At 67.7% G+C, this 25,317-nt stretch carries 24 protein-coding genes and 1 tRNA gene; 9 read left to right on the top strand and 16 right to left on the bottom strand.

Annotation, left to right across the window (positions count from 1 at the left end):
- Positions 1-123: 123 nt before the first annotated feature.
- Both QNJ30_02475 and QNJ30_02480 read left to right on the top strand, forming a co-directional pair.
- Entirely contained in the window at positions 124-483 is a 360-nt protein-coding gene (locus tag QNJ30_02475; protein MDJ0942297.1) for a response regulator, read from the top strand.
- 136 nt (positions 484-619) lie between these two features.
- Positions 620-694: transfer RNA gene (locus QNJ30_02480), tRNA-Val, on the top strand.
- A 349-nt stretch (positions 695-1,043) separates the two neighbouring features.
- On the opposite strand, the gene QNJ30_02485 is transcribed toward QNJ30_02480, so the two are convergent.
- The 6 genes from QNJ30_02485 to QNJ30_02510 form a co-directional block, all read right to left on the bottom strand.
- Complete coding sequence (locus tag QNJ30_02485) at positions 1,044-1,448, bottom strand: Hsp20/alpha crystallin family protein (GenBank protein ID MDJ0942298.1); 405 nt, start codon at positions 1,446-1,448, stop codon at positions 1,044-1,046.
- Positions 1,449-1,488: 40 nt separating this feature from the next.
- Positions 1,489-1,914 carry an Hsp20/alpha crystallin family protein gene (locus QNJ30_02490; GenBank protein MDJ0942299.1) on the bottom strand — a complete coding sequence of 142 codons (426 nt, stop codon included), beginning with the start codon at positions 1,912-1,914 and terminating at the stop codon, positions 1,489-1,491.
- 219 nt (positions 1,915-2,133) lie between these two features.
- Positions 2,134-3,222, bottom strand: coding sequence for a trypsin-like peptidase domain-containing protein (locus QNJ30_02495; GenBank protein MDJ0942300.1), 1,089 nt, complete (start codon positions 3,220-3,222; stop codon positions 2,134-2,136).
- Between the two features lie 115 nt (positions 3,223-3,337).
- Positions 3,338-4,630, bottom strand: coding sequence for a TRAP transporter large permease (locus QNJ30_02500; protein MDJ0942301.1), 1,293 nt, complete (start codon positions 4,628-4,630; stop codon positions 3,338-3,340).
- Positions 4,627-5,148, bottom strand: a complete 522-nt coding sequence (locus QNJ30_02505) for a TRAP transporter small permease subunit (protein MDJ0942302.1) — start codon at positions 5,146-5,148, stop codon at positions 4,627-4,629. The genes QNJ30_02500 and QNJ30_02505 overlap by 4 nt, the downstream gene beginning before the upstream one ends.
- Positions 5,149-5,163: 15 nt before the next feature.
- Entirely contained in the window at positions 5,164-6,150 is a 987-nt protein-coding gene (locus QNJ30_02510) for a sialic acid TRAP transporter substrate-binding protein SiaP (protein ID MDJ0942303.1), read from the bottom strand.
- Between the two features lie 144 nt (positions 6,151-6,294).
- Here QNJ30_02510 and QNJ30_02515 point away from each other — a divergent pair, with 144 nt between their 5' ends.
- Positions 6,295-7,182 carry a dihydrodipicolinate synthase family protein gene (locus tag QNJ30_02515; GenBank protein ID MDJ0942304.1) on the top strand — a complete coding sequence of 296 codons (888 nt, stop codon included), beginning with the start codon at positions 6,295-6,297 and terminating at the stop codon, positions 7,180-7,182.
- A gap of 218 nt (positions 7,183-7,400) precedes the next feature.
- Complete coding sequence (locus tag QNJ30_02520) at positions 7,401-8,696, top strand: hypothetical protein (protein MDJ0942305.1); 1,296 nt, start codon at positions 7,401-7,403, stop codon at positions 8,694-8,696.
- Here QNJ30_02520 and QNJ30_02525 read toward each other — a convergent pair.
- The 6 genes from QNJ30_02525 to QNJ30_02550 are packed head-to-tail and all read right to left on the bottom strand — an operon-like array spanning position 8,681 to position 13,713.
- Positions 8,681-9,190, bottom strand: a complete 510-nt coding sequence (locus QNJ30_02525) for a hydrogenase maturation protease (GenBank protein MDJ0942306.1) — start codon at positions 9,188-9,190, stop codon at positions 8,681-8,683. The two genes, QNJ30_02520 and QNJ30_02525, sit on opposite strands and share 16 nt — an antisense overlap.
- Positions 9,174-10,469: a nickel-dependent hydrogenase large subunit gene (locus QNJ30_02530; protein MDJ0942307.1), complete on the bottom strand. Its 1,296-nt coding sequence runs from the start codon at positions 10,467-10,469 to the stop codon at positions 9,174-9,176. Before QNJ30_02530 ends, QNJ30_02525 begins: the two co-directional genes overlap by 17 nt.
- The gene (locus QNJ30_02535; GenBank protein MDJ0942308.1) at positions 10,459-11,226 is read right to left on the bottom strand and encodes an oxidoreductase; all 768 of its coding nucleotides are present in this window, start codon (positions 11,224-11,226) and stop codon (positions 10,459-10,461) included. The genes QNJ30_02530 and QNJ30_02535 overlap by 11 nt, the downstream gene beginning before the upstream one ends.
- 2 nt (positions 11,227-11,228) lie before the next feature.
- Positions 11,229-12,092: an FAD/NAD(P)-binding protein gene (locus QNJ30_02540; GenBank protein ID MDJ0942309.1), complete on the bottom strand. Its 864-nt coding sequence runs from the start codon at positions 12,090-12,092 to the stop codon at positions 11,229-11,231.
- Positions 12,089-12,583, bottom strand: a complete 495-nt coding sequence (locus QNJ30_02545) for a cyclic nucleotide-binding domain-containing protein (protein MDJ0942310.1) — start codon at positions 12,581-12,583, stop codon at positions 12,089-12,091. The genes QNJ30_02540 and QNJ30_02545 overlap by 4 nt, the downstream gene beginning before the upstream one ends.
- Positions 12,583-13,713: a 4Fe-4S dicluster domain-containing protein gene (locus QNJ30_02550; GenBank protein ID MDJ0942311.1), complete on the bottom strand. Its 1,131-nt coding sequence runs from the start codon at positions 13,711-13,713 to the stop codon at positions 12,583-12,585. The genes QNJ30_02545 and QNJ30_02550 overlap by 1 nt, the downstream gene beginning before the upstream one ends.
- Positions 13,714-13,992: 279 nt before the next feature.
- Between QNJ30_02550 and QNJ30_02555 the strand changes: the two genes are divergently transcribed.
- Positions 13,993-14,529, top strand: coding sequence for a rhodanese-like domain-containing protein (locus QNJ30_02555; protein ID MDJ0942312.1), 537 nt, complete (start codon positions 13,993-13,995; stop codon positions 14,527-14,529).
- 10 nt (positions 14,530-14,539) lie between these two features.
- On the opposite strand, the gene recQ is transcribed toward QNJ30_02555, so the two are convergent.
- The gene (gene recQ, locus QNJ30_02560; GenBank protein MDJ0942313.1) at positions 14,540-16,363 is read right to left on the bottom strand and encodes a DNA helicase RecQ; all 1,824 of its coding nucleotides are present in this window, start codon (positions 16,361-16,363) and stop codon (positions 14,540-14,542) included.
- A 1,388-nt stretch (positions 16,364-17,751) separates the two neighbouring features.
- On the opposite strand from recQ, the gene QNJ30_02565 reads away from it, so the two are divergent.
- Positions 17,752-18,201 (top strand): hypothetical protein, encoded by a 450-nt coding sequence (locus QNJ30_02565; GenBank protein ID MDJ0942314.1) that lies wholly within the window; start codon positions 17,752-17,754, stop codon positions 18,199-18,201.
- A 231-nt stretch (positions 18,202-18,432) separates the two neighbouring features.
- Complete coding sequence (locus tag QNJ30_02570; protein MDJ0942315.1) at positions 18,433-18,615, top strand: hypothetical protein; 183 nt, start codon at positions 18,433-18,435, stop codon at positions 18,613-18,615.
- Between the two features lie 13 nt (positions 18,616-18,628).
- Here the strand turns inward: QNJ30_02570 and QNJ30_02575 are convergent, their stop codons facing one another.
- On the bottom strand, positions 18,629-18,877 hold the full coding sequence (locus tag QNJ30_02575) for a hypothetical protein (protein MDJ0942316.1): 249 nt from the start codon (positions 18,875-18,877) through the stop codon (positions 18,629-18,631).
- A 465-nt stretch (positions 18,878-19,342) separates the two neighbouring features.
- On the opposite strand from QNJ30_02575, the gene speD reads away from it, so the two are divergent.
- Positions 19,343-19,810, top strand: a complete 468-nt coding sequence (speD, locus tag QNJ30_02580; GenBank protein ID MDJ0942317.1) for an adenosylmethionine decarboxylase — start codon at positions 19,343-19,345, stop codon at positions 19,808-19,810.
- On the top strand, positions 19,807-20,661 hold the full coding sequence (speE, locus tag QNJ30_02585) for a polyamine aminopropyltransferase (GenBank protein MDJ0942318.1): 855 nt from the start codon (positions 19,807-19,809) through the stop codon (positions 20,659-20,661). Before speD ends, speE begins: the two co-directional genes overlap by 4 nt.
- A gap of 1,354 nt (positions 20,662-22,015) precedes the next feature.
- On the opposite strand, the gene QNJ30_02590 is transcribed toward speE, so the two are convergent.
- Positions 22,016-23,989, bottom strand: coding sequence for a M1 family aminopeptidase (locus tag QNJ30_02590; GenBank protein ID MDJ0942319.1), 1,974 nt, complete (start codon positions 23,987-23,989; stop codon positions 22,016-22,018).
- The gene (locus tag QNJ30_02595; GenBank protein MDJ0942320.1) at positions 23,986-25,239 is read right to left on the bottom strand and encodes a ChaN family lipoprotein; all 1,254 of its coding nucleotides are present in this window, start codon (positions 25,237-25,239) and stop codon (positions 23,986-23,988) included. Before QNJ30_02595 ends, QNJ30_02590 begins: the two co-directional genes overlap by 4 nt.
- Between the last annotated feature and the right edge of the window lie 78 nt (positions 25,240-25,317).

Below are 25,317 nucleotides of genomic sequence, written 5' to 3' on the forward strand. Positions count from 1 at the left end.
ATGCCGTTACAAGGGCTTGCAGATGCCCCCTTCCTCTTTCGCCGGCCTGGGGTATAGTCCGGCTTGGGGAGGGCCCCGGACGGCCCAGCGAGACAGGACGAGATGAGCACTTTGGGACCAGGAATGGCACGCATTCTCTTGGCTGAGGACGACGATGTCATGCGTCAGTTCCTGGCCAAGGCGCTGCAGCGCGCGGGCTACGAGGTCGAGGCCTTCGGCAACGGCCTGGACGCCTTCGATGCGGTCAGCCGCAAGTGCTACGATCTGCTGCTGGCCGACGTGGTCATGCCGGGGCTCGACGGGATCGAGCTGGCCCGCCGGGCCGCCAAGGAGCAGCCGGGCCTCAAGGTCATGTTCATCACCGGCTTCGCCGCCGTGGCGCTCAAGGCCAAGGAGCAGACCCCCAAGGGCACCCGCGTCCTCTCCAAACCCTTCCACCTGCGCGACCTGGTCAACCAGGTCGACCGCATGCTGGCCGCCTGAGCGGGCCGGCCCGACAGCCCCTCATCGCCGAGCGGACCGGAGCGCGCCTTTTCCCGCGCCGCGGGACTTGCCAAAGAGGCCGCAGCGGTGCTATTTCCGGCCACCCCTCGCAAGGGTCCCGCCGTCACCGGTTCAAGGGCGCGTAGCTCAGCGGGAGAGCACTACGTTGACATCGTAGGGGTCGCTGGTTCAATCCCAGCCGCGCCCACCATTTCAATCAGTTACTTACCAGCCGCCGCAGGGATCAGCCGGTCGAGCTCTTGAACGCAACTTGAAAGCAAAAGCTCGAAGTAGGCGTCAATCCCGGCTGTGGCGGCTCCCATCCGGTTGGGTTCGACCTTGACCTAGGACAGGCTTCGGCTTGGTGCCGCGTCGTCATGCCTGAGAGGTTGGAACCGCGGGCTGCCGAGCGCCGCCGCCGCGGCCCTGACGCTTGCTTTGACGGCCGAGGGGTCGGCAAAGACCCGGCCTGAAGCGCCCTTCGTCGCGGGGGAAGGGCGTGAGTAATGACAGCGGGGGGAGAGTACAGGCTCTCCCCGCTGTTGGAAACGACGCGTCCGTCAGCTGATCGTGATCTTCCGCGGCTTCGCTTCCTCGGCCTTCGGAAGGGTCAGCGTGAGCACGCCGTCATCGATGTCGGCGGAGATCTTCTCCCGATCGACCTTAGCTGGGAGGCCGAACTTCCGGCTGTAGTGGCCGACGTTGTATTCGGTGTAAACCGGCTGCATCTCCGCGTAGTCGGAGAAGTCGATCCGCCCTTCCACCTTCAGAACGTCGTTCTCGATCTCAATGCTCACGTTGTCTTTGGTGACGCCCGCCATCTCCATCACGACGGTAAGCGCGTTCTCCGTTTCGAAAATGTCCGTGTAGGGCACATAGTACCGTGCCGGAACCGTCATCTCCTCCTTCTCGACCAGTTCCTTCTTTTCTTGGACTTCCAGGGATCTCCTGTCTGTTTCGGTCATCGCTTCTACTCCATGTCACGCCGAGGCTTCCGTTGCGACGTCACCTGACGGTGATGGACTTGGGCTTGTCGCGCTCTGCGCGCGGCAGGAAGAGCGCCAGAACACCGTCGCGGTACTCGGCCTTGACGCGGTCTGCATCGACCTCAACCGGGATCGCGACCGTGCGGTCGAAGGCTCCCGAGATCCGCTCGCGGCGATGGAGGCTTACGCCCTCGCCATAGTCGATGGACTTCCGGCCTGCGATGCGGATCCGGTCACCATGGACCCTGATGTCAACGTCCTCGCGACGAATGCCCGGCAGCTCGGTGAGAATCACGAAGTCGTCGCCCTGACGAAAGACATTCAGCGGCGGATAGCCTCCCCTGCCGCTCGGCCCGCGAGCGAGCCAGTCGCTGGCGCGAAAGGCATCGAGGCTTCGTTGCAGGTTGAACAGCGTCTCGAAGGGATCGGGAAAAAGCCGTGCCATGGCTACACATCCTTTCAGCAAGCAACGTGTAACGGGTCTGGCCGACCAGGGGTCCAGCCAAGTTTGGCACTCTCAAGATGAGAGTGCCAGCCCTCGCTGGCGACTTGGGCAATCTGCCGGGTCTTTTCAAGGTGTCGGACCATCGCAGAATGCCGGTCGTGCCATGGTCCGCTTGAGGCCCCGAGACCGGGCCGATGGTGATCTCTCCAAAGATCTCAGTCAGGAGATGTCCGCGACGGTGACGCTCACGAAGACCTCGCGGCCTTGTCGCCGGACCGTCAGCTCCGCCGGGTTACCGACCCCGATCGCTTCCAGCTCGGCGGCGAACTCTGCAATCGTCCTCACGGGTTTCCCGTTGACGTGCGTGATCACGTCGCCGATGGCCCCGCTCTGTGGATCGATTCCGCGGAGACCGGCGGTCGCGGCGCTGCCGTCTTGAAGGACATCGACGACGATGATGCCGTCGATGCCTGCTCTCGCGGCCGCCTCTTCCGAGGCGGCCGATATGCCGATGCCTGGACGTGGGGCTTTGCCGGTCGCGATGAGTTGGGGCACGATCCGGTTGACGATGTCGACCGGAACAGCGAAGCCGATCCCGGCCGAAGCCCCGGACCCGGAGATGATGGCCGTGTTCACGCCGATCAGCCGTCCGGCGGAATCGAGAAGCGGACCGCCGGAATTGCCCGGGTTGATGGCGGCATCGGTCTGTATGACGCCTCTGATCTCACGTCCGGTTTCGGTGGGCAATCGACGGTCGAGGGCGCTGATGATTCCAGTGGTCAGCGTCCTGCTCAGGCCATAGGGGTTGCCGATCGCGAAGACCGCCTGTCCCGTCTGCAGATCGCCGGACGTGCCCACCGGGATCGGCTGCAGGCTCGAGAAGCGGGAACGCAGCCGCAACACCGCGAGATCGTAGTCCGGCGCCGTACCGACGATCTTGGCCGGGATCGCCTCGCCGCTGTCCAGCTTCACGGCCACCTCCGAGGCGCCGTCCACGACGTGAAAGTTGGTGACCACATGGCCGGCGCCGTCCCAGACGAAGCCGGAGCCGGTTCCCGTCTGACCTTGCGGTCGGCGGGCGAAGGGCTCCAGGAGCCTGACCCGGGAGAAGATGTAAACCACCGAAGGAGACACGCTTTCGAAGAGCTCGATGTTCACCTTCTCGAACTCGGCGAGATCGCCTCTCGGCGTAATCGCCCGAGGCGCATCTGCGACCAGGAAGAGGTCTCGGTAGATGGAAATGCCGACCCATAGACTGAGCAGCATCAAAGCCCAGATAGAAACCAGCCTGACGAAACGCTGCGTCACGAACGCCTCCAGACATCGATATGAAGACGGTCTTGCCGCCTCGCGACAGTATAGTGGACTCCTGCACAAGGGTCGCCAAAAGGACGGCGCCGGCGGTGCCTTGGCTGTTCCCCAGCTATCGGTAGCCGAACTGTTCTGGCAGGAACAGCACCAGGTCCGGCAGGAAGGTGATGGCCAAGAGGGCGGCGATCAGGACGGCGAGGAAGGGCAAGATCTCGCGGATGATGGCCTTGAGCGGGATCCCGGTCGTGGCGTTGATCACGAAGAGCAGGACGCCGTAGGGCGGGGTTATCAGGCCGATCATGGCGTTGACCACCACCACGACGCCGAAGTGCACCAGGTCGATCCCCAGCTCCCGGCAGGTCGGGATGAACAGCGGGACGATGACCAGGAGGATGGTCGTGGCGTCGAGGACGCAGCCGATCACCAGGACGATCAGGTTGACCATCAGCAGGAAGAGGACCGGCGAGAGCTCGACCCCTTTCAGGGCGTCGGCCAGGGCGTTGGGGATGTTCTCGCTGGCGACGATGAAGTTGAAGATCAGCGCGCCGCCGATCACCAGGCCGACCGCGGCGGAGGAGCGGGCGCTGGCCGAGAAGATCTGGTAGAGCGCGCCCAGGGACAGCGCCCGGTAGAACAGGCCGGCCAGGAGCAGGGCGTAGAAGGCGGCCACCGCCGCCGCCTCGGTCGGCGTGGTGACGCCGCCGTAGATCCCGGTCAGCAGGATGACCGGCATCAGCAGCGCCGGGAAGGCGGTCAGGGTCAGCCCGGGCAGGCGCGACAGGGGCACCGGTTCCTCGATCGCCATGCCGCGGCGGGCCGCGATCCTGGCGTTCATGGCCATCAGGACCGCGCCCATCAGCAGTCCGGGAAGGATCCCGCCGAGGAAGAGGTAGCCGATCGAGCTGTCCGAGACCAGGGCGTAGAGCACCATGGGAATGGAGGGCGGGATGATCGGGCCGATGGTCGCCGAGGCGGCGGTGATCGCGGCGGCGTAGCCGGGGCTGTAGCGGCCGTCCTTGGTCATCATCTCGATGATGATCTTGCCGATCCCCGCGGCGTCGGCGATTGCCGAGCCGGACATGCCGGAGAAGATCAGGCTGGCGACCACGTTGACGTGGCCGAGCCCGCCGCGGAACCGGCCGACCAGCGCGACGCAGAAGTTCAGCAGGCGGTCGGAGATCGTGCCCGCGTTCATGATGTTGGCGGCGACGATGAACAGCGGCACGGCCAGCAGGATGAAGCTGGTGAAGAGCCCCTGCAGGGCCTGTTCGGAGGCCAGCCCGAGATCCTGTCCGGTGACCGCGAGGTAGGCGATCGCGGCGACGATCATGGAGAGTGCGATCGGCGCCCCGATCGCGGCCAGACCGAAGAGCAGCGCCAGGCAGGCCAGGAAGGCGAAGCTCACCGGGATCGGTCCGGATCCGCCGGCGCTTCCGCTGCCTCGCCCGAAGACAGACGACCGAGCGCACGCAGTCCGTAGCGGACCAGAACGCCGGCGCTGAAGATCAGGTAGCAGGCGAAGACGTAGTCCAGCCGGACCCCAAGGCTGGAACTGGACTCGATCCTCATGAAGGCGATGAAGTCGAAGGTCGCCGGCAGGGCGGCGGCGAAGGCGACGACGATGACCAGCGCCGAGACGATGGCGAAGACGCGCCGGAGCGGCGGCGCCGCGGCGGCATAGAGGATGTCGAACTTCACGTGGTCCCGGTCATCGAGCAGGAATCCGGCGCACCAGAAGACCAGCCAAAGCCAGGTCAGAAGACAGGCCTCGAGAGTCCAGGTCAGCGGCGCGCCGACGACGTAGCGGAACAGGATCTGCAGGATGAAGGAGACGAACATCGCGGCCAACAATGCCACCGCGACGTTGTCGGCCCGGTCCTTCAGCCAGGCGATGCCGCGCCGCCAGGCGCTGCGCCCCCTCACGGTGCCGCCGGCCCGCTACTTGACGGCGTTGATCCGCTCGAGCAGGCCTTCGGGCCAGTCCTTGGAGAAGTCAGACTCCTGGTACATCTTCTGGGCCCGGGTCCGGAAGGCCTCGACGTCGGGCGTGTAGACCTTGAGGCCCTCGCCCTTGAAGAACTCAACCAGCTGAGCCTCGTTCTCCAGGATGGTCTTGGTGATCTCCGCCGAGGCCGTCCTGGCCGAGTCCATCACCACCGTCTGCTGCTCTGGCGTCAGGCCGTCCCAGACCTTCTTGGAGAAGGCGAGGAAGTTCATGTCGACCAGATGGCTGGTCAGGATGATCTGGTCGGTGACCTCGTAGAACTTGCGGTCCTTGTCGGTCGGAAGCGGGTTGTCCTGGCCGTCGATCGCGCCGGTCTGCAGGCCGGTGTAGACCTCGGTGAAGGCCATGGGCGTCGGGTTGGCGCCCAGCGCCTTGCCCAGGAACTGCCAGGCATCGGTGCCCGGCATGCGCAGCTTCACGCCTTCGAGGTCCTCCGGGGTCATGATCTTCTTGTCGCCGCGGAGGTTGAGCTGGCGGGTGCCGAAGTACATCACCGACAGCAGCTTAACGCCCAGCCTATCCTCGGCCAGCTGGTACATCTCCCGGCCGATGTCGCCGTCGAAGACCTTTCGCTGGTGCTCGGCGTCGCGCATCAGGTAGCCGGCGGTGAAGATCGACCATTCCGGGATCAGCTTGGCCAGCTCCTGAGCCGAGGTGATCGACATCTCGAGGTTGCCGCGGGCGATGGCGACGAGCTCGGTGCCCTGCTTGAACAGCGAGTCGTTGTAGTGCGGCTCGTAGACGGCGAAGTCGCTGACGCCCTCCGCGAAGGTCGTCGCCAGGCCGACCGACCTGAAGTCCGTCTCCGAGGCCGGGGTCGACATGCGCAGGCGGATCTTGTCCTGCGCCGACGCCGGGGTGACCGCCGAGACCGCCATCGCGGCGGCCAGCGCAAAGGCCGAGGCTTTCAGGAACTTCATGCTTCTCCTCCCAGTCTTTCTCGTTTCGCGCAACCTTATCGGAGTTCCCGAAGCCCAACAATTCTCTGGACTCCCGACTCTTTGCCACGATCAATGATCGGATGAAAAAGACTGAAGTGCTGATGCTGAAAGGCATGGGTCTTGGTGGGTGAAGCGCCCGGGTTCGGCCTGTCCGTCGCGCTGGCGACTCCCTTCCGGTCCGACGGGTCGCTCGACCGGGAAGGGCTATTCGACCACGCCCTGTGGTGTCTCGACCAGGGCTGCCAAAGCGTCACCCTGTTCGGCACCACCGGCGAGGGACCCTCGCTCTCGCTCGCCGAGCGCGCCGCGGTGCTGGCCGATTTCGAGGGCGCCGGCGTCTCGGGGCAGAGGCTGGTCGTCGCCGTGATCACCAACGCGGTCGGCGACGCGGTGACGCAGGCCCGGCAAGCCTACGCCCGCGGCGCGCAGCATGTGCTCCTCGCCCCGCCGTTCTACTTCAAGCCGGTGACGGAGGACGGCATCTGCGACTGGTACGTCGCGGTCGCCGACGGCTTGGGCGCAGAGGCCCGCGGCATCCTGCTCTACAACATCCCGTCGCTGACCGGCACCTGCCTCACGGTCGACCTGATCTCGCGGCTGCGATCTGCCCTGGGCTCGGCGATCGCGGGGGTCAAGGATTCCTCCTGCGACTGGAGCTATACCATGCCCCTGCTGCGGGCCCATGGCGACTTGGCGGTTCTGGTCGGCGATGAACGGAGCCTGGCCGCGGCGGTCCGGCTCGGAGCGGCGGGCAGCATTTGCGGCCTCGCCAACATCTTCCCGCAGGCCGTGGCGGGCCTTCTCGAAGGGCAGGACGATCCTTTCGTAGAGGGCGTGGCGGGACTCATCGACGGCCGTCCGGTGGTGCCCGCGATCAAATCGCTCCTGGCGAGCGAGACCGGCAAGGAGGCCTGGAAGACAGTTCGGGCACCGCTCGATCCGCTGCCTGCCGAGGACAGCCAGGCGCTGGTCGAAGGCTTGAAGACCTTGAAGCGGGATCGGCCCATCTGACTGGCCGACAGATGAGAGAGCACATTTGGAAAAGCTCTGCGATCGGGCCCTTGGGATAAGGCGGCCCAACGGGTTCAGTAGAGCTTCCCGGCGCGGCGGCGCTCGGCTCGATGGCTGCGGATTCCGCAAGCTGCCCGCGGCGCCGACTTTGACCCAGATTAAGGGCAGGACGGGAAATCTGGTCTTTTCTGGTTGGCGCATGCTGTCGAGGCCGCGCGATGAGCCTTTCACGTTGCTTGCTGGTGATCCTGATCCTCGCCCTGTCCCAGGGGGCGGCAGCGGCCCGTGGCGGTGAAGCCGGCGAGGGTCTGTGGCACGGCCGCGACGCGCAGGGCGGCCTCCGGATCAAGCTCTACTTCTTCCACTCGGAGACCTGCCCCCACTGTGCGCGGGCCGAACCCTTTATCGACGACCTGGCGAAACGCCATCCCTGGCTCGATTTGGACTCCCGCGAGGTTACCCGCTCGGCCGCGAACCTCGAGCTTTTCGGCCTGCTCGCGGCCAAGACCGGCGAGGCGATCCGGGGCGTGCCCGCCTTCTTCATCTGCGGAGAGATGATCGTCGGTTTCGATAGCGCCGCGGGCATGGGCCGCATCCTCGAAAGACAAGTGGTCGACTGCCATGCGCGCCTGGTCGCGGATGAACCCCTTCCCAGCACCGAGCCACCGCCGGAGGCCCGAGTCGACGTTCCCCTGCTTGGCGCGTTGGATCCGGGGGCGCTCTCGCTCCCGGCCCTCACCCTGGTGCTGGCCGGCCTGGACGCCTTCAACCCCTGCGCCTTTTTCGTGCTGCTGTTCCTGCTCAGCCTTCTGGTCCACGCCCGAAGCCGCGCCCGCATGGCCCTGGTCGGCGGCATCTTCGTCCTCTTCTCGGGCCTGCTCTACTTCGTCTTCATGGCCGCTTGGCTGAACCTCTTCCTGGTGCTCGAGCGGGGCCGTCTCGTGGTCCTGGCCGCGGGACTGGTCGCCGTCGTGCTGGGCCTCATCAACATCAAGGATTTCGTCAGCTTTCGCAAAGGGCTGTCCCTGTCGATCCCGGAGCGGGCCAAGCCGGGCCTCTTTGCCCGGATGCGCGGGCTGGTCTCGGCGGAGAGTCTGCCCGCGCTCCTGACCGGAACCATTGTGCTGGCCGTCGCTGCCAACACCTACGAGCTTCTCTGCACCAGCGGCCTGCCGATGGTCTATACCCGGGTCCTGACCCTGGCCCAGCTGCCGGCCACGACCTACTACCTCTACCTCGCGGCCTACAACGTGATCTACATGATCCCGCTGACGGTGATCGTGGTCGTCTTCACCGTGACCCTCGGGGCGAGGAAGCTGACCGAGGGCCAGGGCCGCGCGCTCAAGCTGCTCTCCGGCCTGATGATGCTGGGCCTCGGTGTCGTCCTCCTGGCCGCGCCCGCGCTGCTCGACAACCTGCTAACCACGATCCTGCTCCTGGCCGCCGCGCTCGCGCTGACCCTGGCTGCCGTTGTCGCCGACCGCGTCTGGCACCGGCGTCACGCCGGCCCCTGACGCATCGGGTCGAGAGCAGCGAGGACGGCGTCGCCGAAGGGATCTTCGGCTCCGGCGAGCGCGTCGATCAGGCGCTCTGCCGCCGCTACGACGGGTGGCGAGAGGGCGCTGCCGAAACCGAAGTTGGCGCCGGCGATGCCGATGACGACCAGGCGCCGCGGCAGGCGCCCAAGGGTCCGGCCGAGCGCGACGGCTTCCGGCAGGCCCAGCCGATGGGTGGAGTGCACGAAGCCCGCGCGCCGAAAGGCCGGGTCGTCGAGGTCGGTGAAGACGGGCAGGCGGCCCGGCGCTTCGCCTCCGGAGATGGCGTCGATGACGATGCAGGCGGGCCGGGCCTCCCAGAGGTCCAGCAAGCCGCTGCCGTCGCCTTCGTGCGTCACCGCCGGCAGGCCGCGTCGTTTGAGAGCGCCGGCGACGTAGGGCCCGACGCCGTCGTCCCGGCGTTCGCTGTGGCCGACGCCGATGATGATCCCGCTGTCAGGCGCGCTCGACATCCAGCTTCAGGAAATGCGTCGCGCAGGAGATGCAGGGATCGTAGTTGCGGATCGCCTGCTCGCAGCGCCACTGCAGGGCCTCGTCGTCGAGGTCGTGGAAGCGCTCGACCGTGCCGACCAGGTCAAGCTCGATCTGGCGCTGGTTCTGCGAGGTCGGCGGCACGATGGTGGCGGCGCGGATGGCGCCGTCCTCGGCGACCTCGTAGCGGTGGTAGCAGATGCCCCGCGGCGCCTCGGTGATGCCGTGGCCGGTCCCGGCGCGTAGCGGGCCCTCGACGAAGCTAGGCGCGGGCGGCGCGTAGGCGCGGGCAAGGCGGGCGGCTTCCCGGAAGGCGTAGATCACCTCGACCTGGCGGGCGAGCAGGCTCTTGAAGGGATTGCGGCAGCCCGGCGCGAGTCCGGCCTTCTCGGCCAGGGCAAGGATGTCGGCGGGCAGGCGGTCCGAATTCAGGTTGAAGCGCGCCAGCGGGCCGACGAGGTAAGGTTCGCCGTCGAGGGTTGCGCCCTGCAGGGCGTTGGAGTGCGGGACCTGGTGCTCTTCGAAGTGCTCGGAGAAAGCCTCGACGCCGATGTCGAGGCCGGCCGAGGAGACGATGCGCCCCTCAGCGATGGGATAGTCGGTCTCGTGGTGCAGGGCGACGAAGAGGTAGTCCATCTCCAGGTCGGGGAAGTCGAAGCCGGAAAAGGCCTCCAGCGCCGCGATGGAGAGCGCCTCGCCACGCTCCAGCTCGGGGATCAGGGCCTGCACCGCCTCGGCCTCGGGGGCGCGGTAGAAGCCGCCGACCCGGGTGTTGACCGGGTGCACGCTGCGACCGCCGATCACTTCCATTAGCCGGTTGCCAGTCTTTTTCGCCGCCAGGCCGTGCTCGACCAGGCTGCGGTTCGATTGGGCGAGCTGGATCGAGTCCTCCAGGCCGAGGAAGTCCGGCGCGTGCAGCAGATGGGTGTGCAGCACGTGGCTCTGGATCCATTCGCCGCAGTAGATCAGCCGGCGCAGGTCGGCGATGGGCCGCGGGATCTGCCAGCCGAGGGCGTCCTCCATGGCCTGGCTCGCGCCCATGATGTAGGCGATGGGGCAGATGCCGCAGATCCGCGAGGTCACGTCCGGGGCGTCCCGGAAGGAGCGGCCGCGCAGCAAGCCCTCGAAGTAGCGCGGCGGCTCGAAGATGCTGAACTCCGAGCTGACGACCTTGTCGCCCTCAAGCCGGACCTTGAAGCGTCCCTCGCCCTCGACCCGGGCGAGGGCTTCGACCTGGATGGTGCGGGTGCTATCGCTCATGACGGCGCCTTTCCTTCGCGAAGGCGGGGGCGCCGGCAGCGAAGCCGCCGAAGAGGTCGCGGATCGTCCGCCGCTCGGTCCCCAGCGCGGCGAGCTCGGCCGCCAGCGCTTCGGTGTTGGCGCCCTCCTTGGGGCCGAAGCAACCGTAGCAGCCGCGTCCGACCTTGGGACAGAGGTTGCCGCAGCCGCCCCGGGTGACCGGCCCCAGGCAGGGGACGCCCTTGGTCACCATGACGCAGGCCGTGCCGGCCAGCTTGCACTCGGCGCACTGGCTGTAGTCCGGGATCGTCGGCTTGCGGCCCTTGAGCAGGGCGGAGATCGCCTCGAGCAGCTGGCGCTTGTCGATCGGGCAGCCCCGCAGCTCGTAGTCGACCTTCACGTGGTCGGCGATCGGCGTCGAGGTCGCCAGCGCATCGATGAACTGCGGGCTCGGGTAGACCGATGCCCTGAGCGCGTCATGGTCGAGGCTGTTGCGCAGCGCCTGGATCCCGCCGGCCGTGGCACAGGCGCCGATCGTGATCAGAAGCTCGCTGTCGCGGCGGATCTCTTGGATGCGCTCAACCTCGTGCGCGGTCGAGACCGAGCCCTCGACCAGGGAGATGTCGTAAGGCCCCGCCCGGGTGGCCCGCGTCGCTTCCAGGAAATAGGCGATGTCCAGGGCCTCGGCGAGGTCGAGCAACTCGTCTTCGCAGTCCAGCAGGGTGAGCTGGCAGCCGTCGCAGCTCGAGAACTTCCATACCGCCAGCTTGGGCTTCATCCTCAGAGCTCCCAGACCGTCATGAGATCGCGGACCGCCGGGTAAGGAAAGACCGGGCCGTCCCGGCAGATCAGGTGCGGCCCCAGCTGGCAGTGTCCGCACCAGCCGATGCCGCACTTCATGTTGCGCTCCATGGACAGGTGGATGTCGCCCTGGGGCACGCCCGCGTCGGCCAGGGCTTGGGCGGCGAAACGCATCATGATTTCCGGCCCGCAGACCATGGCGACCGTCTCGGCCGGATCGCGCAGCAGGCCGGGAATCAGGTCGGTCACGACGCCGACCCGGCCCGTCCAGTCGCCGCCGGCCCGGTCGACCGTCACGCCGACGCGCACGTCCGGCGTGGTCGTCCAGCCGAGCAACTGCTGCGGATAGAGAATCTGGTCGGGCGAGCGCGTCCCGTAGACGATTTCGATGCTCTTGAGCCGCTCCCGGTTGGCAAGCGCCCAGTAGACGATCGGCCGCGTCGGCGCGAGGCCGAGGCCCCCGGCCACGATCATCAGATGCTTGCCCAGCGCGCGTTCGACCGGCCAGGCCTTGCCCAGCGGTCCGCGCAGGCCGAGCCTGTCTCCCTCCGAGAGACCGCAGAGCGCTCCTGAGACGGCGCCCACGGCGCGGATCGTCTGGACCAGGGTATCGGGTGCGGCCGGATCACCTGAGATGCTGATCGCGATCTCGCCAACGCCGTGGGCGTAGAGCATGGTGAACTGCCCGGGGGCGAATCCGAGAGGCCGGCCGTCCAGCGCCGCCATCTCCAAGGTGACGCAGTCTGCCAGCTCGGGCCGCCGGGCGCGGACCTCGAAGGGCCGCGGCAGCATCCCGGCCTCGCCGGGCGCCGCGCTCCGGTCGACGGCGACGTCTGCCTTCATAGGGCGCGGCCCACCTCGGCCGGCGGCGCATAGAGGTCGAGCAGCCGCAGGCGGGTGGTCTGCAGCCGTTCGGCGACGATCGGCAGGAAGCGCTGCATGACCTGATAGCCCATGCTGGGGTCGGCGTCGCACTTGCCGCGCAGGCAGGAAGCGTCGACGCCAGTGGCGCGGACGCTGCCGACGGCGCGCGCGTCGAAGCGCCAGCGATAGGGCGGCAGAATCCAGGAGGCCCCGACCACGTGGCCGGGGTGCAGGGTCTGCACGGTCAGCCGGCCGCGGCCGGGCATGCTGACCTCGAGGGCGACGTCGCCGGCGCGCAGCAGATAGAAGGTGTCCGCCGGCTCTTCGGCCTTGAAGAGGTAGGCGCCGTCGGGGAAATGCGCATTCGTCGCGCAGCCGCCGAGCAGGTCGGTGATTCCAGGGTCGAGACCCGCGAAGAGAGGGTGGGCGGCCAGGATTTCGGCCATCGACTTGATCTTGCTGTCGGACATCAGCTGTCCTTCCCAAGGAGTTCTGCGACCGGCGGCGATGCGTCCGCCAAGGCCGCCGCTTCGGCCGTGATGTCGATGCCCACGGGGCACCAGCCGATGCAGCGCCCGCAGCCGACACAGCCGGAGCTGCCGAATTGATCGTGCCAGTGCGCCAGCTTGTGGGTGATCCACTGCCGATAGCGCGAGGCGGTTTCCTTGCGCACGGCGCCGCCGTGCAGGTAGCTGAAATCCAGGGTGAAGCAGCTGTCCCAGCGGCGCCAGCGCTCCGCCTCGGCGCCGTCGAGGGAGGAGCGGTCCTCGACCGTGCCGCAGAAGCAGGTCGGGCAGACTAGGGTGCAGTTGGCGCAGCTCAGGCAACGCTCGGCCACGGCGACCCAGTGTGGGTGATCGTAGCTGCGTTTCAGCAGCGCTTCGACGCCCCCGGCCATCTCCCGCTGCTGGGCTTCGGCGCAGGCCTGCGAGCCCGCCCGGGCGGCCCGAAGATCGGCCTCGCCGGCCGGCGCTCCGGGCAGGCGTTCGAGGATCTCGCGGCCTCGCGCGCTGCCGGCGGTGACCAGGAAGACGTGCCGCCCCTCCTCGATCAGCTCGTCGAGCACCAGGTCGTAGCCGCGCTCGGCACGGGGCCCCGTGTCCATGGAGGCGCAGAAGCAGGTGGCGGCGGGCCGCATGCAGTTGACCGCGACGAGCAGCAGGGCCTCGCGCCTTTGGCGGAAGCGCGTGTCGACGAAGGGTCCGCCCTCGAAGACCGTGATCAGGGTGTCGAGCGCGGCCAGGTCGCAGGGCCGGACCCCGATGACCGCGGTGGGCGGCGCCTCGACCGGCACCTCCTCTGCGGCCAGGTCCGAGCCCGTCGAATACAGCCGTTCCTGCGCCGGATAGACCACCCGCTTCAGGCCCTGCATGGGCAGGGTGTGGTCGAAGAAGGCATCCCGGGGTCCCTCGACCAGGCGGACCCGGCCGGCCTCGGCGTCCTCGACCCGACCGCGGGGCAGGTCGGCAGCGGCCGTGATCGGGCCCAGCTCGAGCGCGCCGTCGCCTTCCCGCGCGCCCAACACCCGGTAGCCCTGGGCAGCCAGAAGGCCGATCAGGTCGTCCAGTCCTTGCGTCTCCATGACGAGGCTGCGGTTCACCTGTGCCTGTCTCCCGAAACGGTTGATCGGGTGCCGTCTACTCCTTCGCACGGCGGGCGGATTCGCGAATTGAGCGAGATCAATCGAGGCCGGCCCGCCTTCGTCGAATCTGGCACGGCGCCGCGGTGAGGACGAGACGAAGCTTCCTACGTGACCGGAAAGCTTGACCTTCATATGCGTTTCTCTATATATTCGTATTATTGAATATATAGGCAATAGCAGGAGGAAGCCCGGCGGTTTTCGGGTTCCCGGCCTTGCCGCAGGATGAGGGGCCTGATCATGATGCTCAGAGAAGTTGACGCCCGGACGGCCAAGGGCTGGCTCGACCAGGGGCGGGCGGTCCTGATCGACATCCGCGAGAGCGACGAGTACGCCCGCGAGCACATCCTAGGGTCGCAGCTGGTGCCGCTGTCCGGTTTCGATGCCGCGGACTTTCCCCGCGACCACGACAAGATCGCCGTGTTCCACTGCGCGAGCGGCGACCGGACCGGCACGGCGGCGCCGCAGATCCTCGGCCGGGGCTTCAAGGAGGTCTACCAGTTGAAGGACGGCCTCTCCGGATGGAAGCGCGCGGGCCTCCCGACCCACCTCGACCGCAAGGCGCCGATCAGCATCATGCGCCAGGTGCAGATCGTCGCCGGCAGCTTTGTCCTCCTGGGCGTGCTGCTGGGATGGCTGGTCTCGCCCTGGTTCTATGGCCTCAGCGCCTTCGTCGGCGCTGGCCTGGCCTTCGCCGGGATCTCGGGCACCTGCGCCATGGCCAACCTGCTGCGCCTGCTGCCCTACAACCGCCGCGCGCTCGAGACGCCGGCCTGACGGGCTGCCGCTACCCCGCCTCCCGGGTGTTGATCACCTCGAGGAAGGCCGCGCCGTAGCGCTCCAGCTTGGCCTGGCCTATGCCGGTGATGCCGTGCAGCTGCTCCAGGCGGCTGGGGCGCAGGCGGGCCAGCTCGGCCAGGGTCGAATCGTGGAAGATGACGTAGGGCGGTACGCCCTGGCTCTTGGCCAGGGCCAGCCGCAACTGGCGCAGGTCCTGGAACAGGGCCTCCGCCGCCGGGTCCTCGAAGTCGACCGGCCCGCGGGCCTTGGCGGCCGCCGCCGGGCGGGCGCGGCCGCGCAGAGTTACCGGGTCGCGGCGCAGCTCGATGCGGCGCTCGCCGCGCAGCACGGGCCGCGCCTCTGCGGTCAGGCGCAGGCCGCCGTGGCCCTCGACGTCGACGGCCGCCAGGCCCAGGGCGACCAGCTGGCGGAAGATCGAGCGCCATTCCTCGCGGCTGAAGTCGCCGCCGATGCCGTAGGTGCTGAGCGCCTGATGGCGGAACTTGCGGATCCTTTCGGTGTCTCCGCCCAGCAGCACGTCGATCAGGTGTCCGGCGCCGAAGATCTGGCCGGTCCGGTAGATGCAGGACAGCGCCTTCTGCGCCGCCTCGGTGCCGTCGAAGCTGGCCACCGGCTCCAGGCAGGTGTCGCAGTTGCCGCAGGGCGCGGCCAGGGTCTCGCCGAAATAGTCGAGCAGCACCTGGCGCCGGCAGCGGACCGTCTCGCAGTAGCCGAGCAGGGCGTCGAGCTTTTGCCGCTCGACCCGCTTCTGCTCATCGGGCGCGGTCGAGCCCTCGGAGAACTGGCGCAGCTTGACCACGTCCTCCAGGCCGTAGGTCATCCAGGCGTCTGAGGCCAGGCCGTCGCGGCCGGCGCGCCCGGTCTCCTGGTAGTAGGCCTCCAGGCTCTTGGGCAGGTCGAGGTGGGCGACGAAGCGCACGTCCGGCTTGTCGATGCCCATGCCGAAGGCGATGGTGGCGACCATCACCACCGCCTCCTCCTTCAGGAAGCGCTCCTGGTTGGCGGCCCGCACCGCCTTGTCCAGGCCGGCATGGTAGGGCAGGGCGGTGAAGCCCTCGGCGCTCAGCCACTGCGCCGTCTCCTCGACCTTGGCCCGGGAGAGGCAGTAGACGATGCCGGAGTCGCCGCGGTGCTCGGCCTCCAGGAAGGCCTTGAGCTGGCGCCGCGGGCCGGCCTTGGGCTGGACCCGGTAGCGGATGTTCGGCCGGTCGAAGCTGGCCGCGAAGACCCGGCCCCCGGTCAGCTCGAGCTGGGTGAGGATATCGCGGCGGGTCGGCCCGTCGGCAGTGGCGGTCAGGGCCAGGCGCGGGACCTCGGGGAAGCGCTCGCGCAGCAGGGTGAGCTGTCGGTACTCGGGCCGGAAGTCGTGGCCCCACTGCGAGACGCAGTGTGCCTCGTCGATGGCGAAGAGCGCGATCTCGCAGCGGTCCAGCAGGCCCAGGAAGCCGTCGGTCAGCAGCCGCTCGGGTGCGACGTAGATCAGGTCCAGGGCGCCGGCCGCCAGGGCCCGCTCGACCTCGTTCGCCGCGTGATAGCCGAGGCTGGAGTTCAGCGCCGCCGCCTGCACGCCCAGTTGTCGCAGCGCTTCAACCTGATCCTGCATCAGGGCGATCAGAGGTGAGATCACCACCCCGGTGCCGGACCGACAGAGCGCCGGGATCTGGTAGCAGAGCGACTTGCCGCCCCCGGTCGGCATCAGCACCAGGGCATCGCCGCCGGCGACCACGTGCTCGACGACGTCCCCCTGCTGCCCCCGAAAGGCCTCGAAGCCGAACACCTCGCTCAGGACCTCTCGGGGATCGCGACTCATGGCCGCGAGACTAGCGGCTGGAGGCCGGGTTGGCGATAGGCGCCGACCTAGGAAGTGCAGCTCCTCCTGCGAGGGCTTGGCGTTGACCTCCAGTCTCGGTGCTTTGCCGGTCGACGGCCGTTCCGGAGGTCTTCGCCCCACTGGTTCCCTGACCGGTCCGGCAAAGCACCGTATCTGAGGGTGGTTAACTCGCTAGAATGAAGAAAGGTCTCGTGCGCGTGCGGACCCTAGGGTGCATCCTTCGACACGAGACATTGGGCCGTTGCAGTCGTGTCGTCACCGACCCGCAACTGCCAAACGCCGCTGTTGTCCGGGGAAACCACAGCGAATGACCCTTTGCCAGTCGCAGAGACGACGCCCGCAAGCCAACAAATGCCGTAGTCGGCCCTGACTTTCAGAGACATCGTTTGATTGGGGCCGGCGTCTCGCCCTTGAAGCAGAAGACCGCCAGCCGGCCACTTCATGGGCGATCGTGATTCTGCTGTTGCGGTTGCAGCCAGGCCGCAGAACGCGATCAGTGTCAGTGCGCATTTCAAAACGTGCATGAAAACCTCTCGTTCTGGTTGCTCTTAGCCGCTTATACATAACAGCATAAGCCATTACGCATAATAGGTAACATCCATGAGGCAGGGCCGCCGCGAGAGGTGAGGCACGATGCGCCGGCCCCTTTCGCTGCCATTTTCCCGGTCATGGAAGTCCATCTAGGCAGGTAAGCGAGGCCGCGGTGGCGGGGGCCGCAAAGGCCGTAACAAGATGCATGTCATGCTGCGGCAAGTCCATCATTGGGGGTCGATTGCCGCTCGGAACTGATCGAGAGCATCCACTACGGCAGTTCACTCGCCGGCTGGGCCAGCCTCAATGTCTTCTTGCCGAATGCGAAGCGGTTGGAGAAGCGCAGATGACGCGAGCACGCCACATCCCGCTGCGCCTTAGCTCCGGAACGAATCCGCGCGAGTGCGGCGGGGCGTAAACCTAGTCGGCAGCCGCGGCGCTGCGAAAACGACGGCGGCCGTCCGGCCGGGTCACGACAAAGAACGCGAGGCCGAGCACTAGGATCGATAGGGCATGTCGCATAACCAAAGCCTCCTATTTCTCTTACGCAGCTCGAGTGGTCCCGGTTCACGGGCCGACCGCCGGCGCCTCGGGGCGCCTCGATCATGGCGAATCCGGCAGAAATCTGCGGCGATTCGGCGCTCCGCGCTTCGCTTTGGGGCCGGCCTTCTCTAAACTTGTCGCCCAGGGCGTGTCGGCGGCACGCGGCCCTCGTGTAAAGGAGTGAAGTAAAGGAAGAAGATATGCGTGTCGCGTTAGCGGTTCTTGGGATCTTGGCTTGGACGGCCGGTGTCGTAACGACCGGGATTTGGCCGATAGGGGCCCGGGCGGCGGAGGTGCCTGAGGTCATCAACGGCTTCAAGGAAATCAAGGTGAGCTTCTCGCAGCGGGCCGAGGAGTGCGCCATCACCGACAAGGAGATGTACGTCAAGCACCTCTACAACCGGCTCGGCGAGATGGGCATCAAGGAGGATGCCAACTCCATCGTCGAGGCCCGGATCAACGTCGCCGGTGCGCCCTCCGGGCTCTCGACCTGCATGCTCCATACCCTGCTGCGCTTCGATACGGTGCTCGGCTCGCGGAACATCGCCACCACAAACCCGGCGGTGCGCCGGGCCGTCGACCGGCTCGGCGTCTTTCCGATCACCCTGTGGTCGGGCGGCGCCATGGCCAACAAGCAGTACCGCCTGCCCGCGAGTGGGAACACGACCGACCGCGCGGCCAAGAGCGTCCTCGAGCTGATCGACTTCATCCTGGAGCGCTTCAAGGGCGAGCGCCAGCGCTAGATCAAACTGCGCTCAGTTGGACTCAATTGAGCGCAGATAATTTGATCTATTTCATATAGATAGAGCAGCTCATCTGCGTTCGAATGAACGCAGGCTGCTCGCTTCGTCGGCGCCCCGGCCTCGCGGCACGCGCGGGGTCGGCTGGCCTTCGGTAGCCTGAGCCGCTAAGCTCCGCCCGACGGCGGGGTGTCGTGGCATCCCGGTCCCACGAGCCCGAGCGGGAGGAGCGGAATGCCACCGCAGATCCTGGTCTGCCTGCCGGAGCGCCTGCATCCGGTCAGCCAGCGCCTGCTGGAAGCCTGGCTGAAGGGCGAGATGGAGACTGCGGCCTTCCTGCGCTGGTTCCACATGCCGAACTCCTCCTACCTGGAGGTCGCCCAGTGCCTGCTGCGGGCGATGCAGGGCGGGGCCTGAGCCCGGCGCCCCGCTAGAGGGCCTTGCGGATCCGGTCGTAGCCGGCCTTGATCTCGTCGGCGAGCAGCGAGACGGCCTGGGACAGGCCCTCCGTGGTCTCGTCGAGACGGGCCTTGGCCTCGAAGTCGGTCCACTTCTTCTCCAGCTCCTCCCACTCGGACTTGGCCTCCATGCTGCCCAGGTGGATCTTGAGGGCCAGCTCGTCGCGCAGCTGCTTCATCTGCTCCACGGCCTTGGCGGCCTCCTGGTTGATATCGGTCATGTCTCGGGGTCTCTCCTCTGAAAGTGCCTGTGTCGGCGCCGCCCTTTACACCTTGGGGCTGCAGCCGCCGCTTCAAGGCCGGCGATCGGACATTCCTCCGGCTGCCCTGGCAGCGATACGAAAGTGTCGCGCCGGCCGAGGTTCTCGCAACGACTTGGCGTTTTCTTGGCCCGGCCGCCGCGATCATTGACAAGCCTCGCTTCGGCGGCCATGTCAAAGCTTGGAACGCAATCGCACGTGCCTCTGGCAAGGCCCGCGGAACGGCCGGGCCCAAGCAACGGCGGGAGCGTCTCTTTTGTTGGGCGCCGGATCGCCCGGCTGGCTGACGGGGAGAATGCCCATGCCGACATTCAGTATCTGCGCCGCCTGACGGCGGGCCCGGCCCCGGGGCGACCAGGGGATCCCGAACGACCGAACGTGAACGAAGAACGGCGGGCCTCGGCGTGGCCCGGCACGGAGGATGCGATGCGAGACACTACGGCAGGCCTGCGGGCTGTAGAGGCGCTGCGGGCCGAGACCGCCGCGATCGAGATCACCCCGGTCGAGGAGGACCGCAAGGACTTCTTCATCGTCCGCGACGGCGAGCGCTTCGCCGGCACCCACCTGATCGTCGACCTCTGGCAGGCCGAGCGCCTCGACGACCTGGCCTTCGTCCGCGAGACCCTGGTCGCCTGCGTCGAGGCGGCCGGCGCGACCCTGCTGAACATCGACCTGCACCACTTTACCCCCAACGGCGGCGTCTCGGGCGTGGCCGTCCTGGCGGAGTCCCACATCTCGATCCACACCTGGCCGGAATGCGGTTACGCCGCCCTCGACGTCTTCATGTGCGGCGACGCCCGGCCGGAGGCCAGCGTCCCGGTGCTGCGCGAGGCTTTCGCGCCGCAGAGGCTCGCTGTGCAGGAGCTGCGCCGGGGGCGGGAGGTGCCGCGATGACCCGGCGCATCGAGGAGATCCTCCACCCCGGCATGGCCGCCGCCTTTGAGGCCGAGGAGGTCCTCCACGAGGGACGGAGCGGCGCGCAGAGCCTCTGCCTGATCCGCAATCGGATCTTCGGGCGCATGCTCTTCCTGGACGAGGTCACCCAGGTCACCGAGGCCGACGAGTTCATCTACCACGAGATGCTCGCCCACCTGCCGATCCTCGCCCACGGCGCCGCCCAGCGGGTGCTTATCATCGGCGGCGGCGACGGCGGCATGGCCGAGGAGGTCCTGAAGCACCGCTCGGTCGAGCGGGTGACCATGGTCGAGATCGACCCCTCGGTGGTCGAGTTCTCGCGCCGTCACCTGGCATCGATCTCCAAGGGCGCCTTCGACGACCCGCGCCTGGAGCTGGCCTTCGCCGACGGCGCGCGCTTCGCCGCCGAGACGGAGCAGCGCTTCGACGTCGCGATCATCGACTCCACCGATCCCATCGGCCCGGGCGAGGCCCTCTTCACCGAGGCCTTCTACCGGGACTGCCGGCGGCTCCTGGCGCCGAGCGGGATCCTGGTCACCCAGAACGGCGTGCCCTTCCTCCAGGCAGAGGAGCTGCGCCAGACCATGGCGATCTTCCGCCGGATCTTCGCCGCGCCGGCCTGCTACCGGGCGGCGGTGCCGAGCTACGTCGGCGGCGACATGGCCTTCGGCTGGGGCAGCGACGACGCGGCGCACCTGGAAATCTCGGTCGAGACCCTGGCCGTCCGCTACGCCGAGGCCGGGCTTGAGACCCGCTACTACACGCCGGAACTGCACAAGGCCGCCTTCGTGCTGCCGGCCTTCATGCGCGACCTAGTCGAGGCCGGCTGAGCCACGCTGCAGGTCGAGCGCCGGCCCGGAAATGCTGCGCCCGCCGATTTACTTCGCAGGTGCAGCATTTTTCTCTTGATTCTGAATCCAGCCGCTTTATAACCCTGCCTCCCGGGCCGCTTGGGGTCCGGTCGGAAGGATACTTCGGGGCAACCCGGATAAAGGCGTGAAGCCTACATAGCGCCGCCCGCAAGGGTCCGTCCAAGCAAGCGCCGATGACCCCGCGAGGGGGCCTCATCCGAATGGTGGGGCGAAGTCGGACTGCATGTCTGCGGTCCTGCAAGGGATAGGTCCTGGCCGACGGTGGGGGCCGAAAGGGCAGGTGGAACCGCCGCCGCAAGCCAAGACATCGTCCGCCGATCGTCAAGGCGTGGTGCCGCCGGTACGAGGGTTGTTGCCTGAGTGCTGCGGTGCAGGTGACCGGGGAGACATCCTCGGGCAGCCCGTGGGACGCCCCTAACAAGGGACCCGTAGACGGTGAGTTCTATTCCTGGCCCAAGAGGTCGGGAGGAACCGCTGGGGCTCGTCGTCGTAGGTTGCGTAAGCAGCTCATAGCGAGCAGCGGGCTTATAACCCGAAGGGAAGGTGCGATTCCTTCGCTTGCCACCTCGCCAAGGTGGAAACGCAAAAGCCCCCAGCGGTGCGGGCACGGAAAGATGCCTAATCCCGGCCATCTCAGGATGAAGTCGGGGGTTAGGAGTCTATCTGAGCAATGCTCACGGTCTGCATCGTTCAGGGAAGACCGAGGGTTAGGAGCGCGGGCGCCGGCGATGCTGGGTGCATCGTCAAGCTTGCGCGACGACACCCTCGGTCTTCCCTGAACGACCCGCAGGGCCCTGTTCTCAAGACCTTGGGACGTCGTCGGCTACCGCTTGCGATGCGTCCAGCATCGCGGCGCGCCACCCTCCTAGACCAAGGCCTTGAGAACAGGGTGCAGGCCATGAGCATTGCTCAGATAGACTCCTAAGAGGCCGCAAGCCGAATGGCCTTGCTGTAGGACCGGGCGAACTGGGTCGGCCAACCCAAACCGTTCGGAAAGCAGCGAGACGGCTCGCACGACGGGTGAGACGCCGCACCCCAAAAAAGGCGGCATTGGGCTGATACCCGGGGAAACCCGGGTGGATGAAGGGCTAACCGGAGGCGCCACCTTCGGGTAGGGTCCAGAAGGCAGCCCGCGGAGGCCCGTAGTCTCAGGGTTTCCCGATTTCCTTTCCGGACGACCGCGAGGCTCTGGGGCATTATCCGATCAAATGGAATCGCCACGCGATCCATCTGGCCGGATGTAACGCCGTATTTCCAACGTATTAGCGCACTATTCCCGGCCAGACGCGAACGCGTCTGATCGGGAAGTGCGCTAGTCGAAGCGCTTGACCAGGGGGCTTTCCGCGGCAGGCCAGACGCCCTTGTCGACTGCCTTGCTGCCCTCGAAGACGACGTAGCCGTAGCGGCGGTAGTGGGGCAGGGGCCGCAGCAGCAGCGCGAGGCTCTCGGCGTCCTTCGCCGATACGATCAGAGCGGTCACGCCGTCGTCGCGGCGCCGGGTCCAGGCGCGGGCGCTGCCCCGGCCGTCGAGGGCTTCGGGCATGGGCGCGACCTTGTGCGCTTCGAGGGCGTCGGGCAGCTCGGCGTCGAGGCCGACGATCAGCAGCGGCCCGGTGGCGGGCGCGGCGGGCTCGACCCCGGACGGGGTCGCCGCCACGCCCCGTACCAGCCGCCCGGCCAGGTCCTCGGCGGCTTGGCGGGCCACCGCATCCGCGCCGGTGGCCAGGACGACGCGGGCCTCGGGGTTCAGAGTGACATCGCGCAGGATCGGGGTCGCCTCGCCGGGCGCCAGGCGCCGGAAGAGGTCGTAGTCGGGGTCGATGCTCAAGGCCTTGGGCGGAGCCGGCAGGATCTCGCTGACCTCGGTCCGCGCGCCCTCCAGCTCGACCTGCAAGGTCCGGCTTCCGGCTGCGGTCTTGATCCGGACCGGCACCGCGAGGCGATAGGGAGAGCCAGTCTGCGACAGGTCGAAGCGCAGCCGATGGCCTCCGGCCGCCTCGGACACCGCGACTTCGCCCAGCTTTAGCTCCGGGGCGCCGGGGCGGGTCAGCCATTGCTCGAAGAACCAGGCGAGCCCGCGGTCGGCGGCGTTCTCGAAGGCCGTCTGGAGATCGGCCCAGCTTCCGCGGCGGAACTTCCGGGCCTGCCAGAAGCCCTTGATGCCTTCAGCGAAGACCTCCGATGTCAGCTCTTGCTCCAGCATGTGAAAGAAGAAGGCGGTCTTGTTGTAGCCGATGACCTGCTGGGCATCGTGGGTCTTGGAGACGAAGCTGATGACCGGACGGTCTCGCCCGGCCGGCAGGGCGGCGTAGTCGCGCAGCCAGCCCAGGCGCATCTCGCGCGCCGCCGACGGCCCGCTCTCGGCGGTCAGGGCGTAGTCGGCCATGAAGGTGGTCAGGCCCTCGGCCCAGTTGCCGCCGGCGTAGTCGATCTCGATCGCGTTGCCCCACCAGTTGTGGGCGACCTCGTGAGCGAGCGAGCGACCCTGCATGAAGGGCAGGTGCAGGATCTTGTCGGAAACGTAGGTCAGGCCCGGAAAGCCCAGGCCGACCGGCAAGGGGCCAGCGACGATGTGGAAGGCATCGTAGGGGTAGGGGCCGATGCGCTCTTCGAAGATATCCAGGTAGCGCGCCGTGCTGTCCAGGTAGCGCGGCGCCAGGGTCTCGGCCGCGGCCGGGAAGTAGGTCCGCAGCAGTGTCTTTCCACGGCGCCGCTCGGCGACCTGGAACCGGCCGGCGAAGGCCGCGGGCGCCGCGACCCCCGGCTGGCCCGCGACGACCACGCTGTGGCGGCCGTTCTCGCTTTTCTCCTCGATCAGGCGGCCGGTCGCGATCGCCCGGTAGGGCTCCGGCGTCGAGATCGTAAGACGATAGCTCGTGCTCTCGTCCTCGGTCTCCGGCATCCAGCCCAGACGTTCGGGCAGGAAGGCCCCGCGCGGATCGAGGAAGGCGCCGCCGCTGTCGTCGATAATCGGGCCCCGGTAGCGGACCAGCACCTCGCTGGACTCCTCGTCGGGAAGGCGAATGACCAGCGGCCGTTCCTCCCCGTCGAACTGCTCCGCCTCGCCGTCGACCAGAAGCGCCTCGATCTTCAGGGAGGGATAGAGGTAAAGCGCCAGCTCCTCGCGGCCCGTGACGGTGATGCGGTCGCTGCCCTCGAGCAGGCCCCGGGCCGGATCGAGATCGAGTCGGACGTCGTGCTCGATCTTGGAGACCAGCTCGTGGCTGTCGGCCCAGGCCGGGAGGGCCAGCATCAGGGTAAGGACGAAGGCCAGGCGCGGACTCATTCGAAGGCCGTCGGGAACCTGGCGATCACGTCGAGCGTCTCCTCGCCGCGCTGAACCCGCAGCGGCAGCCAGGTGCCGGGGGCCTGTCGCTGGACGATCTCGATCAGCTGGCTGTGGCGCTCCAGTTCCTGGCCGGCGGCTTCGCGCACCAGGTCGCCGGCCTGGAGCTCGGCTGCCGCGGCAACGCTGCCCTCGGCAACGTCGCGGATCCGCACGCCCTCCTCGGCGGTCTCGATGATCACGCCCAGGCGCGGGCGTGGCCGCTGTTCGCCGGGCTTGCGTTCGATCACGAAGACGGCGTCGGCCAGCCCCGGGTCCAGGGATTCGCAAGCGGCTTCGGGCGTCACCGGTAGCAGGACTGCGACGTTGTCAATTCCGAGATCGGCCAGCTGGTGCGGGATGCCGAAGCGGTTCTCCAGATGGCCGCTGCCGACGATGCCGACCGCCAGCGGCGCCCCCGGCCGGTCGCGCGCGGCCGCAAGCGCCTCCGCCATGGCCCGGTCCCAGGTCAGCTGCGCCTCGACGAAGCGCTCAAAGGCGGGCAGGGCCATCACCTCCTCGAGGGTCATCTTCTCGCCCTCGCCGCCGTGCTCACCCTCCTTCGGCTTGGCCGGGCTGTGCTGCAGGTAGACCTTGCCGAGGCTCAGCCTGTAGGCCTCGCTGGCCGGTTTCGGATCACCGAGGCCTTCGCGCTCCGCCACCGGGACCGCGGCCCAGCCCTCCTGGCCGACTTTGGAGACCAGCTTGCGCTCGACGTTGAGCGCGACCATCGGCAGCCGGTAGAGCCGGGCGAAGTCGAAGAGCGGCAGGTAGAGCCCCGGCTCCATGCCCCAGACCTCGGACCAGCGGACCTCCTTCAGGAAGGTCTCTCCGCTCCAGGCACCTTCGGCCCAGGTGTCGAGCGCCGGTTGGACGCTGCGCGGGAAGGACTCGAAGCCGACGACAAGCTCGTCGGTCTTGGCGTGGAGGGCGGCCAGGACGGAGAGCTGCCAGCGGTGATGGTCGGCCTGGTCGTGGCTCTCGCCCAGAAGCACGATATCGGCCTGCGCCGTGGTTGCGACGACGTCCCGGTGCGAGAGCTGCCGGCCGTTCGCGGGATCCATCCAGGTCCCGGCAGCCGGACAGGTGCGCGGCGGCGGATCCCGTTGCTCCGCCAGCGACGGCTGTGGCGGCAGGGCGGCGGCCGCGGAAAGGGCGATGGCCGCCAGGCAGCCGGCGAAGCCCGAGGTGGTGTGCTTTTGAGATGACATGTCGGTCGGTTTCTGCTCTCGAAAAATACGGCGGCCCCGGGCTCCGGGATCACCGGTCGTGGCCCGTCGGACGGCGCC

The sequence above is a fragment of the Kiloniellales bacterium genome, from assembly GCA_030066685.1.
In the GTDB taxonomy this organism is placed as follows: Bacteria; Pseudomonadota; Alphaproteobacteria; order Kiloniellales; family JAKSBE01; genus JAKSBE01.